At 73.6% G+C, this 14,216-nt stretch carries 10 protein-coding genes; 8 read left to right on the plus strand and 2 right to left on the minus strand.

The features are described 5' to 3' along the window. The first annotated feature begins 17 nt into the window (after window positions 1-17). The 3 genes from NMK34_RS14665 to NMK34_RS14675 all read left to right on the plus strand — a co-directional run bounded on the left by NMK34_RS14665 (window position 18) and on the right by NMK34_RS14675 (window position 4,496). The gene (locus NMK34_RS14665; protein ID WP_318333865.1) at window positions 18-2,429 is read left to right on the plus strand and encodes a glycosyltransferase family 39 protein; all 2,412 of its coding nucleotides are present in this window, start codon (window positions 18-20) and stop codon (window positions 2,427-2,429) included. 3 nt (window positions 2,430-2,432) lie between these two features. Then, the gene (locus NMK34_RS14670) at window positions 2,433-3,656 is read left to right on the plus strand and encodes a glycosyltransferase family 2 protein (RefSeq protein ID WP_318333866.1); all 1,224 of its coding nucleotides are present in this window, start codon (window positions 2,433-2,435) and stop codon (window positions 3,654-3,656) included. Between the two features lie 114 nt (window positions 3,657-3,770). Further along, window positions 3,771-4,496 (plus strand): helix-turn-helix transcriptional regulator, encoded by a 726-nt coding sequence (locus tag NMK34_RS14675; protein ID WP_318333867.1) that lies wholly within the window; start codon window positions 3,771-3,773, stop codon window positions 4,494-4,496. A gap of 34 nt (window positions 4,497-4,530) precedes the next feature. Here NMK34_RS14675 and NMK34_RS14680 read toward each other — a convergent pair whose 3' ends face one another. Then, window positions 4,531-4,932: a VOC family protein gene (locus NMK34_RS14680; RefSeq protein WP_318333868.1), complete on the minus strand. Its 402-nt coding sequence runs from the start codon at window positions 4,930-4,932 to the stop codon at window positions 4,531-4,533. Window positions 4,933-5,112: 180 nt separating this feature from the next. Here NMK34_RS14680 and NMK34_RS14685 point away from each other — a divergent pair, with 180 nt between their 5' ends. From NMK34_RS14685 to NMK34_RS14700, 4 genes are all read left to right on the plus strand, one after another. Then, window positions 5,113-5,271, plus strand: coding sequence for a hypothetical protein (locus tag NMK34_RS14685; RefSeq protein ID WP_013286005.1), 159 nt, complete (start codon window positions 5,113-5,115; stop codon window positions 5,269-5,271). Next, entirely contained in the window at window positions 5,268-6,683 is a 1,416-nt protein-coding gene (locus tag NMK34_RS14690) for a methyltransferase domain-containing protein (protein ID WP_318333869.1), read from the plus strand. The genes NMK34_RS14685 and NMK34_RS14690 overlap by 4 nt, the downstream gene beginning before the upstream one ends. Continuing rightward, window positions 6,676-8,739: a sulfatase-like hydrolase/transferase gene (locus NMK34_RS14695; RefSeq protein WP_318333870.1), complete on the plus strand. Its 2,064-nt coding sequence runs from the start codon at window positions 6,676-6,678 to the stop codon at window positions 8,737-8,739. The genes NMK34_RS14690 and NMK34_RS14695 overlap by 8 nt, the downstream gene beginning before the upstream one ends. Before the next feature lie 176 nt (window positions 8,740-8,915). Beyond that, the gene (locus NMK34_RS14700) at window positions 8,916-10,199 is read left to right on the plus strand and encodes a citrate synthase (RefSeq protein WP_318333871.1); all 1,284 of its coding nucleotides are present in this window, start codon (window positions 8,916-8,918) and stop codon (window positions 10,197-10,199) included. A 179-nt stretch (window positions 10,200-10,378) separates the two neighbouring features. Here the strand turns inward: NMK34_RS14700 and NMK34_RS14705 are convergent, their stop codons facing one another. Beyond that, a complete protein-coding gene (locus NMK34_RS14705; protein ID WP_318333872.1) occupies window positions 10,379-11,776 on the minus strand; it encodes a glycosyltransferase family 4 protein in 1,398 nt (465 codons plus the stop codon). A 317-nt stretch (window positions 11,777-12,093) separates the two neighbouring features. On the opposite strand from NMK34_RS14705, the gene glgX reads away from it, so the two are divergent. Continuing rightward, the gene (glgX, locus tag NMK34_RS14710; protein WP_318333873.1) at window positions 12,094-14,214 is read left to right on the plus strand and encodes a glycogen debranching protein GlgX; all 2,121 of its coding nucleotides are present in this window, start codon (window positions 12,094-12,096) and stop codon (window positions 14,212-14,214) included. Window positions 14,215-14,216: the final 2 nt, after the last annotated feature.

The following is a 14,216-nucleotide window of genomic DNA, read 5'->3' on the forward strand; positions in this document are numbered from 1 at the left end:
CGCCGAGTCTTGCCGGCATGAACCGAACCGACAGCCTGCCGACCGTGCCCACGGCCGCGCCGCCCGGCACCGAGCCGGCCCCCGCGCCCGTACCCCCGCAGACCCGCACCGGCCGCGATCCGCGCTGGGCCCGGCCGGCCCTGCTCGGCCTGCTGGTCGTGACCGCGCTGCTCTACCTGTGGGGTCTGGGCGCCTCCGGCTGGGCCAACGCGTTCTACTCGGCCGCCGTGCAGGCCGGGTCGCAGAACTGGACGGCGTTCCTCTACGGCTCCTCGGACGCGGCCAACTCGATCACCGTGGACAAGACCCCCGCCTCGCTGTGGCTGATGGCGCTCTCGGTGCGGATCTTCGGCCTGAGCGGCTGGTCGATCCTCGTGCCGCAGGCACTGCTCGGCGTCGCCTCCGTCGGCGTGCTGTACGCGACCGTCCGCCGCTGGTACGGCCCGGCCGCCGGCCTGCTCGCCGGCGCGGTGCTCGCGCTCACCCCGGTGGCGACGCTGATGTTCCGGTTCAACAACCCGGACGCGCTGCTGGTGTTCCTGCTCGTCGCCGCCGCGTACGCCACGGTGCGCGCGGTGGAGACGGCGAGCACCCGGTGGATCGCGCTGACCGGAGTGCTCGTCGGCTTCGGCTTCCTCACCAAGATGCTCCAGGCGTTCCTGGTGATCCCGGTCTTCGCCGGCGTCTACCTGCTGGCCGCGCCGACCGGCCCCGGACGGCGGATCCGCCAGCTCCTGCTCGCCGGGCTCGCCGTGGTCGTCTCCGCCGGCTGGTGGGTGGCGATCGTCGAACTGGTGCCGGCGAGCGCCCGCCCGTACATCGGCGGCTCGCAGAACAACAGCATCCTGGAGCTGACGCTCGGCTACAACGGCCTGGGCCGCATCACCGGCGACGAGGTGGGCAGCGTCGGTGGCGGCGGTGGCGGCCGCCCCGGCGGGGGAGGCGGCGGACCGTTCTCCGGCCAGACCGGGCTGCTGCGGATGTTCGACACCGAGGTCGGCGGGCAGATCTCCTGGCTGCTGCCGGCCGCCCTGATCCTGCTGGTGGCGGGGCTGTGGCTGGCCGGGCGCGCGCCGCGTACCGACCGCACCCGGGCCGGTCTGCTGCTCTGGGGCGGCTGGCTGCTGGTCACCGGACTGATCTTCAGCTTCATGTCCGGGATCTTCCACGCGTACTACACGGTCGCCCTGGCCCCGGCGGTCGGCGCGCTGGCCGGCATCGGCGTCACGCTGCTCTGGCGCGCACGCTCGGCACCGGTCGCGGCAGACGCGGCAGCTCCGGTCCCCGCTGCGGCGGATGCGCCGGTCGTCGCGGGTGCCTCGGTCGTCGCGGCTCCGCGCCGGCGGCGGGCGCTCGTCGCCACGCTGGTCCTGGCCGGCACGCTGGCGGTCACCGCCTGGTGGTCCTGGCACCTGCTCGGCCGCACCCCCGACTGGCACCCCTGGCTGCGCCCCACAATCCTGGCCCTGGGCCTGACCGCTGCCGCCCTCCTGGCCACCTCGGCGGTGATCAAGGAGTTCGTGTCCGGGAACGGCGTTCGACGTGACGCGAACTCCTTGGTCAACTCGGAGACGGGGGTGAAGGCGAGGTCCGGGGCCGGGGTTGCCGGGCGGGTCGTGCGGTGGGTGGTGCCGGTGGTGTCCGTCGCCGGGATCGCGGTGGCGCTGGCCGGGCCGGCCGCGTACGCCATGCAGACCGCTGCCACCCCGCACAGCGGCTCGATCCCGAGCGCCGGGCCGGCCGGAGCGGGTGGCTTCGGCGGCCCCGGTGGACCGGGCGGGCGGATGCCGGGTGGCGGGAACGGGCAGTTCCCCGGTGGTCCGGGCGGTGGGAACGGGCAGTTCCCGGGCGGCCCGAACGGCACCGGCTCCAACGGCACCGGCTCCAACGGCACCGTCCCGGGCGGTACCGGCCAGGACGGCGGGGCGAACGCCGGCGGGTTCCCCGGATTCCCCGGTGGTGGTTCGGCCCCGGGCGCGCCCGGCGGCACCGGGCAGGACGGCGGGACCGGGCAGGACGGCGGGACCGGGCAGGACGGGCGGGGGCAGCGCGGCGGCATGGGCGGGCTGCTCGACGCCCGCGAGCCGAGCGCCGAGATGACCGCGCTGCTCACCGCCGACGCCGACGACTACACCTGGGTCGCCGCGACTGTCGGTTCGAACAACGCCTCCGGCTACCAGCTGGCGACCGGCCGGCCGGTCATGCCGATCGGCGGATTCAACGGCAGTGACCCGTCGCCGACGCTCGCCCAGTTCCAGCGGTACGTCGCCGACGGGCGGATCCACTACTTCCTCGGCGGCGGCGGGTTCCGGGCCGACGGCGGCAGCAAAGCCTCGGCCGAGATCGCCGCGTGGGTCGCCGAGACCTTCACCGCGACCACCGTCGACGGCGTGACCGTGTACGACCTGAGCAGCGGAAAGCAGGGCTGAGCGATGACTGACACGTACGCGCCCCGGGCCGCCGTGCAGGCCCGGCCCGCCGCCGGCAGCGCGGTGCTCGACGTGGTGGTCCCGGTCTACAACGAGGAGGCCGACCTCGGGCCCTGTGTCCGGCGGCTGCACGCGCACCTGACCGCGCACTTCCCGTACCCGTTCCGGATCACGGTGGCCGACAACGCCAGCGTGGACGGCACCCCGGCGGTGGCCCGGGTGCTCGCCGACGAGTTGCCCGAGGTGGGGGTGCTGCGCCTGGACGAGAAGGGCCGCGGCCGGGCGCTGCGGGCGGCGTGGTCGGCCTCGCCGGCGCCGGTGCTCGCGTACATGGACGTGGACCTGTCCACCGACCTGGCCGCGCTGCTGCCGCTTGTCGCGCCGCTCATCTCCGGGCACTCGGACCTGGCCATCGGCACCCGGCTGGCCCGCACCAGCCGGGTGGTCCGGGGCGCCAAGCGGGAGGTCATCTCGCGCGGCTACAACCTGCTGCTGCGTGGGGCGCTCGCGGCGCGTTTCTCCGACGCCCAGTGCGGGTTCAAGGCGATCCGCGCCGACGTGGCCGCCGAGCTGCTGCCGCTGGTCCGCGACACCGGCTGGTTCTTCGACACCGAGCTGCTGGTCCTGGCGCAGCGGGCCGGGCTGCGCATCCACGAGGTGCCGGTGGACTGGGTGGACGACCCGGACAGCCGGGTCGACATCGTCGCCACCGCGCTGGCCGACCTGCGCGGCATCGGGCGGCTGGGCCGGGCGCTGGTGACCGGGGCGCTGCCGCTGGCGCAGTTGCGCGCCCAGCTGGGCCGGGGGCCGTTGCCGGCACCGCCGGCGCGGGTGCCGATCGGGTTGCCGCGCCAGCTCGCCCGGTTCGCCGCGGTGGGGGTGGCGAGCACGCTCGCGTACCTGCTGTTGTTCCTGCTGGCCCGCGGCCCGCTCGGGGCGCAACCGGCGAACCTGCTGGCGCTGCTGCTCACCGCGGTGGCGAACACGGCGGCCAACCGGCGGCTCACGTTCGGCGTCAGCGGGCCTCGGCACGCGGGCCGGCACCACCTCCAGGGGCTGCTCGCGTTCGCGCTCGGCCTGGCCCTGACCAGCGGCTCCCTGGCCGCGCTACACGCCACCACCACCCCGAACCGCGCCCTGGAGCTGACCGTCCTGGTGACGGCCAACCTGGCGGCGACGGCCCTGCGCTTCCTCCTGCTCCGCCTCGCCATGCATCACCGCCCCTGACCCCGACCGTCCCGGCCCCCACCCACCCCGTCGATCATGAGGTTGGCGGTGCGACACGCCGGGTGCCGGTGCCGTCAACCTCATGATCGACGGGGACGGTGGCAGGGTTGGGGTGTGTACCGGGAGTGGAAGGTGGCGGGGGTTCCGGGCGGGGTGCTGTGGCGCAGCGTCTCCGGTGGGGGTGAGACGCGGGTGCTGCCGGACGGGTGCCTGGATCTGCTCTGGTCCAGCCGGAGCGGGCTGCTGGTCGCGGGTCCGGACCGCACCGCGCACCTGTCGCGATCCGCGCCGGGGGACCGGTGGATCGGGCTGCGCCTGCCGCCGGGAACCGGCCCGGCCGTGTTCGGGGTACCGGCCGAGGAGCTGCGGGACCGCCGGGTACCGCTGGCCGACCTGTGGGGCAGCGCCGCCGCCGAGGTGACCGAGCGGGTCGAGGCGGCGCTGGCCGCGCCGGGCGACGGGGCCGCCGCGGTGCTCGCCGGGGTCGCCCGCGACCGGCTGCGCGCGGCCGGCGGCCCCGACCCGATCGGCGCGCATGTCGCCGCCCGCCTGGCCGCCGGGGCCACCGTCGCCGCGACCGCCGCCGAGGTCGGCCTCGGTCCGCGCGCCCTGCACCGCCGCAGCCGGGCCCTGTTCGGGTACGGCCCGAAGACGCTGGCCCGCATCCTGCGGATGCGCCGCGCGCTGGACCTGGCCCGCGCCGGTGCGCCGCTCGCCGAGGTGGCGGTGCGCAGCGGGTACGCCGACCAGGCCCACCTGACCCGCGAGGTGCGGGAGCTGGCCGGGGTGCCGCCGACCCGGCTGCTCGCCCCGGCCCGGAGCCGCGCGCAGGCGAGCTGACCGGCCCGGAAGCCGCCCGCGAGCCGGCTCACGTCTACTCGGTCGTGGGCAGCGGGGCGAACAGGTCCACGCCGTTGCCGTCCGGGTCGTGCAGGACCGCGTACCGCTGCCCCCAGAACGCGTCCCACGGCGGCATCTCGCCGTGGTGCCCGGCGCCGGTCAGCTCGGCGTACCAGCGGTCCACCTCGGCCGGGTCGGCGCACCGGAAGGCCAGGCTCATCCGGTTGTTGCCGCCGGACGGGTCGAACCCGGGATGGAAACTGCGGATCACCTCGACCGTGTCCCAGGCCAGCCGTACCCCGTTCGGCAGGGTGACCTCGACGTGCCCCTCGGTCTCGGCGCCGGGCGGGATCGGCAGCCCCAGCCGCCGGTAGAAGTCGAGCGTGCGGGCCATGTCGGTGACCACGGCCCCGACCAGATCGAACTGCGGTGTCATGCGGCCACCGTAGGCGCGACCGGGCCGGCCCGTCTTGAACGGATCGGACGGGGGACGAGTGGCCGGTGTGGCCGCGCACCCGGACGCCGAGACGTTACGGTGGGGGACAAGTCCGGCGTGGAGCAATAAAGCTCGCATTCCGGGCGTGCTCCGATGACCGGCGAGGGAAGGAAAGCAGCCGTGACGCATCTGGCCTACCTGGACGCGGGATCCGGCAGTCTCATCGTGCAGGCGGTGGTCGGCGGGGTGGCCGGGGTGGCGGTGGCCGCCAAGCTCTACTGGCGCCGCCTGGTGTCCCGGTTCCGGCGCCAGCCCTCCGACCAGGGTCCGGCGGCGTGACGATCCCCGACACCGGCGCCCGCGTCGAGCCCGGCTCCTTCCGCGACCCCGGCAACCGGGTGTTCCACCGGGGCGATGAGGTGCTGCGCGGACTCGACGAGCGCTCCGCCCGGGACTGGCGGGCGCTGTCCGTCACCGACTTCTTCCGGCAGGCCACCAGCAGCGGGCAGATCGTCGGCACCGAGGAGCTGACCCCGACCCCTGTCGACGCGCCCTGGACCGCGGTGCTGCGGCACGAGCGGATCCCGTTCGTCTCGCACCCCTACGAGTGGTCGTCCGCCATGCTGCGCGACGCGGCGCTGCTGCACCTGGACGTGCTGCGCGCCGCCCTGGAAGCGGGCTTCACCACGAAGGACGGCTCGGCGTACAACGTGCAGTGGCGCGGCGCCCGGCCGGTCTTCATCGACGTGGGCTCGTTCGAGGCGCTGCGCGACGGCGAACCCTGGGCCGGCTACCGGCAGTTCTGCCAGACGCTGCTCTACCCTCTGCTCATCCAGGCCCACCTCGGGCTGGACTTCCAGCCGTTCCTGCGCGCCCGCGTCGACGGCGTCGAACCGGACCAGATGCGCCGGCTGTTCGGCGGCACCCGGCGCTGGCGGGCCGGCGTGCCCACCCACGTGCACCTGCACGGCGCCATGCAGGCCCGCAACTCCGCCGCGAGCACCACCGACGTCCGCGCCCAGTTGCGCGCCGCCGGGTTCTCCCGCGAGCTGGCGCTGGCCACGGTACGCGGGCTGACGAAGCTGGTCCGCCGCCTCGACCACCGGCCCGGCGACAGCCACTGGTCGGACTACCAGCGCACCTGCGCGTACTCGGTGCCGGACCGGCAGGCCAAGGAGGAGTTCGTCGACCGGGCGGTGGCCGCCGTCGGTGGCGGCTCGGCGCTGGACCTGGGCGCCAACGACGGCCGGTACGCCCGCGTCGCCGCCCGGCACGCCGCGCACGTCGTCGCCGTCGAGCAGGACCCGGCGGTGGTGGACACGCTCTACCGCGTGCTGCGCGACGAGGGCGAGACACGGATCCTGCCGCTGGTGATGGACCTGGCCGACCCGTCCCCGGGCGGCGGCTGGCGCGGCGTCGAGCGGGCCGCGTTCGCGGACCGGGCCCGCGCGGACACCGTCCTGGCCCTGGCCGTCGTGCACCACCTGGCGATCGGGCGCAACGTGCCGCTGCCCGAGGTGCTCGACCAGCTCACCGCGTTCACCGCGACCGGCGGCAGCCTGGTGGTGGAGTTCGTCCACCCGGACGACCCGATGGCCCGCCGTCTGCTGGCGAACAAGCCCGACGGACTGTTCCCGGACTACCGGCGCGACGCCTTCGAGGCGTTGCTCGCCCGCCGGGGCCGGATCGTCGCCCGCACCGAGCTGCCGTCCGGCACCCGCACGCTCTACCAGGTGGTGGTGGGTGGCTGAGGACACCCTCGCGCCACCCCGGGACCACGCCGCCGTCCCGGTCCGGCGGGAACGCCGGCAGTGGTGGCGTCCCGAGGCGGCGCGGCTGGCCGAGGTGGTGGCGCTGGTCGGGCTGGTGGTCACCCAGCCCCTGCTCGACGTGCTCGGCCGCAGCCCCGACTTCTTCCTGTTCCACCGCGCCTCCCGGGGCGAGGTGCTGCTCCTGGTCGCCCTGATCGCGCTCGCGCCGACGACGGTGCTCGGGCTGCTGGGCGCGCTCGCGCTGCTCGGCTCGCTGGCGGTGCCCGCCGGGCACCTCATCCGGGCCGCCGTGCACACCGCGTTCGTCGGCCTGCTGCTCGCCGCGCTGGCGGTCCAGGTCGGCCGGCACGTCACGCCGCTTCGAGGCGTACCCCTGCTCGTCGCCGCCGGTGTGGCCGGAGCCGCCGGCGCGGCCGCACACCGGCGGTGGCGGGCGCCCCGGCGGGTGCTGCGGGTCGCCGCCGCCGGACCGCTGGTGTTCGTCGGGTTGTTCCTGTTCGCGTCGCCCGCCTCGGCGGTGGTGCTGCCGCGCGGCGAGGGCGGCGCGGCCGGTGTGGCCGGCGCGGGCGCGCACCCGCCGGTGGTCATGATCGTGCTGGACGAGCTGCCGCTGGTCTCCCTGCTCGGCCCGGACGGCCGGATCGACGCCGAGCGCTACCCGAACTTCGCGGCGCTGGCCGGCGGGTCGACGTGGTACCGCAACGCCACCGGCGTCAGCGGCTGGACGCCCTACGCGCTGCCGGCGATGCTCACCGGGCGCTACCCGGAGCGGGGGGCGGCACCGCACTACTCGCAGTACCCGGACAACCTGTTCACCGCACTCGGCGGCCTCTACCGGATCAAGGCCGAGGAGAGCATCACCCGGCTCTGCCCGCCGAGCCGCTGCGAGCAGGCCACCACCCCGGAGCAGGGACTCGGCGTGCTGGTCCGGGAGAGCGGCAAGCTGATGGGCCGCATCGCCGCGCCGGTGGACAGCCGGATCGACCCGGAGGACTCCTACCGCGAGCGGACCGCCGCCGAGGCCGGGCTGGACGCCGCCGAGCCGGTGCCGGACGACCCGAAGTTCCGCTGGGACACCCTCGACGACAACCAGCCGGCCCGGTTCACCTCGTTCCTGGCCGGGCTGCGCCCCGACACCCGGCCCACGCTGTACTTCCTGCACCTGCTGATGCCCCACTCGCCGTGGGCGTACCTGCCGTCCGGGGCGCACTACGCGGCGCCGGAGGATCTGCCGAACGACGGCGCCGGCTGGGTCGACCTGGCCCGCGCCCGGCACCTGGCGCAGCTCGGCTACACCGACCGGCTGATCGGCGAGACGCTGCGGACGCTGCGCGCCACCGGCCTCTACGACAAGGCGCTGGTGGTGCTCACCGCCGACCACGGCGTCAGCTTCCGCCGGGACTGGCAGGGCCGGGGGATGGACGCCATCGACCACGCCGCGAACGAGGTGGCCTGGGTGCCGATGTTCGTCAAGGAACCCGGCCAGCGCACCGGACGGGTCGACGACCGCAACTGGGAGCACGTCGACCTGCTGCCCACGATCGCCGACGAGACGCACATGCGGGTGCCCTGGCGGATGGACGGCCGGTCGGCGAAGGCCGCGCCGCGCGAACGGGCCGACAAGCGCTTCTACGACCGCCCCGGCCAGCCGGTCACCGTCACCGGTGGCGTGCCCGCCCCGCTCCCGCCGCTTCCCGTCGACCCGCTCGTCGGCACCCGCGTCGGTGACGCGCCGGTCGGCGGGACCGCCACGGTGGCGAACCGGGACGCGTTCGACGCGGTCGACCCGGCCGGCGGCGGGCTGCCCGCGCTGGTCTGGGGCACCGTGCCGGACGGCGTACCCGACGGCACCCGGCTCGCCGTGGCGGTCAACGGCACCGTCGGCGCGGTGGTGCCCGTGGTGCCGCCGGACGCCGGTGGACGGCGGTTCGCCGCGCTGCTCGCCGACGACCGGCTGTTCGCCGCCGGAGCCAACCGGCTCGACCTCTACCGGGTCGGCGACGACGGGACGCTGCGGCGGCTCACGCTGTCGTGACGGACCTCCCGAACGTGCCCATGGCCGCGCTCCCATCCGGTTTCCGGACCGGCTGGCCGGGAAACAGGTGACGCACACCTCACCCTCAAACCATGACGAGCGGTGTTCTCCGCGCCGTGATTACGGTAGAAGCGAAGGCAATTCAACGAAGATCTTGCCGGCGAAGCGAGGAACAGATGACGGAAGTCAAGCTCGACCACCCCGGTGGGCAGCTGTCGATGCCGGTGCAGTCCGCGGTTGAGGGCCCCGCCGGGATCGGGGTGAGCAAGCTGCTCAAGGAAACCGGGATGACCACGTACGACCCCGGTTTCGTGAACACCGCGTCCTGCTCGTCCGCCATCACCTACATCGACGGTGATGCCGGCATCCTGCGGTACCGGGGTTACCCGATCGACCAGCTGGCCGAGAAGTCCTCCTTCCTGGAGGTCTCCTACCTGCTGATCTACGGCGAGCTGCCGACCCAGGCGCAGCTCACCGAGTTCAGCGAGCGGATCCGGCGGCACTCGCTGCTGCACGAGGAGATGCGCCGCTTCTTCGACGGCTTCCCCCGCGAAGCGCACCCGATGGCCGTGCTCTCCTCGGCCGTCAGCGCCATCTCGACCTTCTACCAGGACAGCCTGGACCCGTTCGACTCCGAGCACGTGGAGATGTCCACGGTGCGGCTGATGGCGAAGGTCCCCACCATCGCCTCGTACGCGTACAAGAAGTCGATCGGGCAGCCGCTGCTGTACCCGGACAACTCGCTGGGCTACGTCGAGAACTTCCTGCGGATGACGTTCGGCGTACCGGCCGAGCCGTACGAGGTCGACCCGGTCGTCGCCCGGGTGCTGGACATGCTGTTCATCCTGCACGCCGACCACGAGCAGAACTGCTCCACCTCGACCGTGCGGCTGGTCGGCTCCAGCAACGCCAACCTGTTCGCCTCGGTCTCGGCCGGCGTGAACGCGCTGTTCGGCCCGCTGCACGGCGGCGCCAACCAGGCCGTGCTGGAGATGCTCCAGAAGATCCAGGCCGACGGTGGCGACGTCCGCTCCTTCGTGCAGAAGGTGAAGGACAAGCAGGACGGCGTGAAGCTGATGGGCTTCGGGCACCGGGTCTACAAGAACTACGACCCGCGCGCCGCCATCGTGAAGAAGGCCGCCCAGGACGTGCTCGGCCGGATGGCCAAGCCGGACCCGCTGCTGGACCTCGCGGTGCAGCTCGAGGAGATCGCGCTCGCCGACGACTTCTTCGTGTCCCGGCGGCTCTACCCGAACGTGGACTTCTACACCGGCCTGATCTACAAGGCCATGGGCTTCCCGACGAAGATGTTCACGGTGCTGTTCGCGCTCGGCCGGCTGCCCGGCTGGATCGCGCAGTGGCGCGAGATGATCAACGACCCGGAGACCAAGATCGGTCGGCCGCGGCAGATCTACACCGGCGCCACCGAGCGGGACTACGTCCCCGCCGCCCAGCGCTGAGCGTGCAAGGAAGGGCCCCCTATTATCGCCTCGGGTAGAGGCGGGGCCCCCTTTTAACACGCGGACGACGAAGGCCGCCGACCCTGCTCGGGTCGGCGGCCTTCGTCGTGCTCACCGGGGTGCGGGGGCGTTAATAAGGGACCCTTCCTCTACCGGAGGCGTTAATAGGGGGCCCTTCCTTACCGCAAGCCGGCGGCGGTGAGGAGGTTGCCGTCGGGCACGTGCGGGGTCGCGTGGCCGTGTGCCATGCGGTGCTGGGCGCGGGCGGCGGTGAACGCCGGATCGCCGGCGATGGCGGCGGCGTACGCGGCGGCCGTACGGGACGCGATCGCCGCCCAGCCGTACTGCTCGTGCACCATGGTGCGGGCCCGCCGGGCGAGCGCACGCGCCCGGTCCCGGTCGGACAGCAGCGTGTGCACCGCCTCGGCGAGGCCGTCCGGGTCGTGCGGGGCGAACGTCATCCCGGTGACGCCCGGCTCGACGATCTCGGCCAGCCCGCCGGTACGGGCGACTGCCAGGGGCGCGCCGGCGGCGGCCCCCTCCAGCGCCACCATGCCGAACGGCTCGTAGATGCTCGGCACCGCGAAGCAGTCCGAGGCGGCCATGACGGCGGGCAGGTCGGTGCCGCCGAGGAACCCGGGCATGCTCACCGTGGCGCCCAGCCCGAGGCGGTGCACCTCGGCCTCCAGGTCCGCCTTGTACGGCCCGTCGCCGACGATCACCGCGCGCAGCCCGGGGTGCCGGTCGCGCAGCCGGGGCAGCCCGGCCAGCAGGTGCTGCACGCCCTTCTCGTACACCAGGCGGCCGGCGAACGTGATCAGCGGGCCGTCGGCGGCGAACCGGGCCCGGGCGGCGGCGACCGCCGACGCGGGCACCCGCCAGCGGTGCGGCTCGACGCCGTTGGGGACCACGTCGACGCGGGCGGCGTCCACGCCGAACAGCGCGCCCACCTCGTCGCGCATGTACCCGGAGCAGACGATCACGCGCCCGGACTCGCCGGCGAGCCAGTGCTCGACGCCGTGGATGGTCCGGTTCATCTCCTCGGGCAGCCAGCCCTGGTGCCGGCCCGCCTCGGTGGCGTGGATGGTGCTGACCAGCGGCACGTCCAGGTGCTCGCGCAGCGTCATCGCGGTGTGCGCGACGAGCCAGTCGTGGGCGTGGATGACGTCGTACGAGCCGGAGGAGGCGGCGCGCAGCGCGGCCCGGGTGAGGGTGTGGTTGAACGCCATCGTCCAGGCGAGCAGCGAGCCGGTGGCGAGGGGGAAGGTGACCGGGTCCTCGGCGGCGCGGACGATGCGCACGCCGTCGGCGTACTCCTCCAGGGGAGCGCCCTCGGCGTGGCGGGTGACGACTGTGACCTCGTGCCCGGCGGCGGCCAGGGCGACCGACAGCGCGTGCACGTGGCGGCCGAGCCCGCCGACGAGCACCGGCGGGTACTCCCACGACAGCATCAGGATGCGCCGGGTCCGGGGCGCGGACCCGGCCGGCGCCGGCGGGGCCGGGCGGGAGGTGAGGGTGGGCCGGTGGAGCCGGTCCGTCGCGGTGGCGGGCTGAGCGCCGACCCGCAGAGTGGTCACGTGGATCTCCGTCCATGCATGGTGAGGCACGCCGGCATCGGTGGCGGCGTCGAGCGGTGGTGAGGGGTGGCCGAACGGCCGGGCGGGCCCGCGCGCGCGTGGGCCCGGATCCAGGAAAGTCCATCCGCCGCCGGTCCGCATCTCGAAAAGGGCGATCGTGACGGATGACACCCGAACGTCTGTCCGTTCGCACGAGGGCGGATTCGGTTACGGTCCGAACGGGTGGATTGACGGCGGGTACGACTGGGCATCACCGGCGTGCGCATCGGCGGTTCCCCCTGTCCGGTGCGCTCACGATCATGGGCCGAAGGAGCGACATGCAGGTCTGGCCGGGCGAGAGCTATCCCCTCGGCGCCACGTACGACGGGATGGGCACCAACTTCGCGATCTTCTCCGAGGTGGCGGAGAAGATCGAGCTGTGCCTGTTCGACGAGTGGGACATCGGCACCGAGCGGCGGGTGGAGCTGCGCGAGGTCGACGCGTACGTCTGGCACGCCTACATCCCCGGTGTCGAGCCCGGCCAGCGTTACGGCTACCGGGTGCACGGGCCGTGGAACCCGGCCGAGGGGCTGCGCTGCAACCCGCACAAGCTGCTGCTCGACCCGTACGCGAAGGCTGTCGACGGGGAGGTCACCTGGGATCCGTCGGTCTACGACTACGAGGTCGGCGGCGACCCGGACCGGATGAACACCGCCGACTCGGCGCCGTACATGCCGAAGTCGGTGGTGGTGAACCCGTACTTCGACTGGGGCAACGACCGGCCGCCGCGCACCCCGTACCACCACTCGGTGATCTACGAGGCGCACGTGCGCGGGCTGACCATGCGCCACCCGGGCATCCCGGAGGAACTGCGCGGCACGTACGCGGCGATCGCCTCCCCGGTGATGATCGAGCACTTCAAGCGGCTCGGCGTGACGGCGGTGGAGCTGATGCCGGTGCACGAGTTCGTGCACGACCACCGCCTGGCCGACCTGGGGCTGCGCAACTACTGGGGCTACAACACGATCGGGTTCTTCGCCCCGCACCACGGCTACTCCGCGCTGGGCCGCCTGGGCCAGCAGGTGCAGGAGTTCCGGGGCATGGTCAAGGCGCTGCACGCGGCCGGCATCGAGGTCATCCTCGACGTGGTCTACAACCACACCGCCGAGGGCAATCACCTCGGTCCGTCGCTGAGCTTCAAGGGCATCGACACCCCCAGCTACTACCGGCTCTCCGAGGACGATCGGCGCTACTTCGTCGACTACACCGGCACCGGTAACAGCCTCAACGTCCGCAGCCCGCACTCACTGCAACTGATCATGGATTCGCTGCGCTACTGGGTCACCGAGATGCACGTCGACGGCTTCCGGTTCGACCTGGCGGCCACGCTCGCCCGCGAGTTCTACGAGGTGGACCGGCTGTCCACGTTCTTCGAGGTGGTGCAGCAGGATCCGGTGGTCGGCCGGGTGAAGCTCATCGCCGAGCCGTGGGACGTGGGCCCCGGCGGCTACCAGGTCGGCAACTTCCCGCCGCAGTGGACCGAGTGGAACGGCAAGTACCGCGACACCGTCCGCGACTTCTGGCGCGGCGAGCCGGCCACGCTCGCCGAGTTCGCCTCCCGCATCTCCGGCTCCGCCGACCTCTACCAGGACGACGGACGCCGCCCGTTCCACAGCATCAACTTCGTCACCTGCCACGACGGGTTCACGCTCACCGACCTGGTGTCCTACAACGACAAGCACAACGAGGCGAACGGCGAGGACAACCGGGACGGGGAGAGCCACAACCGGTCCTGGAACTGCGGCGTCGAGGGCGAGACCGACGACCCCGGCGTACGCGCGCTGCGTGCCCGGCAGCGACGCAACTTCCTGGCCACGCTGATGCTGTCCCAGGGCGTGCCGATGCTCGGCCACGGCGACGAGCTGGGCCGCACCCAGCGCGGCAACAACAACGCCTACTGCCAGGACAGCGAGATCGCCTGGGTGGACTGGGACCGGGCCGACGACGAGCTGCTGGACTTCGTCCGCCGGCTCACCGACTTCCGCAACCGGCATCAGGTGTTCCGCCGCCGCCGGTTCTTCACCGGCCTGCCGGTGGGCGGCCGGGCCGCCGGGTCCGGCCTGCCGGACCTGGCCTGGTACACCCCGGACGGCCGGGAGATGACCGGCGAGGACTGGGGCAACGACTTCGGCCGTTCGGTGGCCCTGTTCGTCAACGGCGACGGCATCGGGGAACGCGGCCAGTACGGCCAGCGCCACCGGGACGACTCGTTCCTGCTGCTGTTCAACGCGCACGACGCGCCGCTGGACTTCACGCTGCCCGGCGAGGAGTTCGGCACCCGGTGGGAGCTGGTCATCAGCACCGCGGAACCCGATCCGGAGAAGACGACGCTCGTCGAGGCGGGCGGCACGGTCTGCGTGCCGGACCGCTCGCTGCTGGTCCTGGAGAGGACGGCCTGACC

Origin of the sequence: Micromonospora sp. BRA006-A (assembly GCF_033433935.1) — a bacterium.
GTDB lineage: Bacteria > Actinomycetota > Actinomycetes > Mycobacteriales > Micromonosporaceae > Micromonospora > Micromonospora aurantiaca.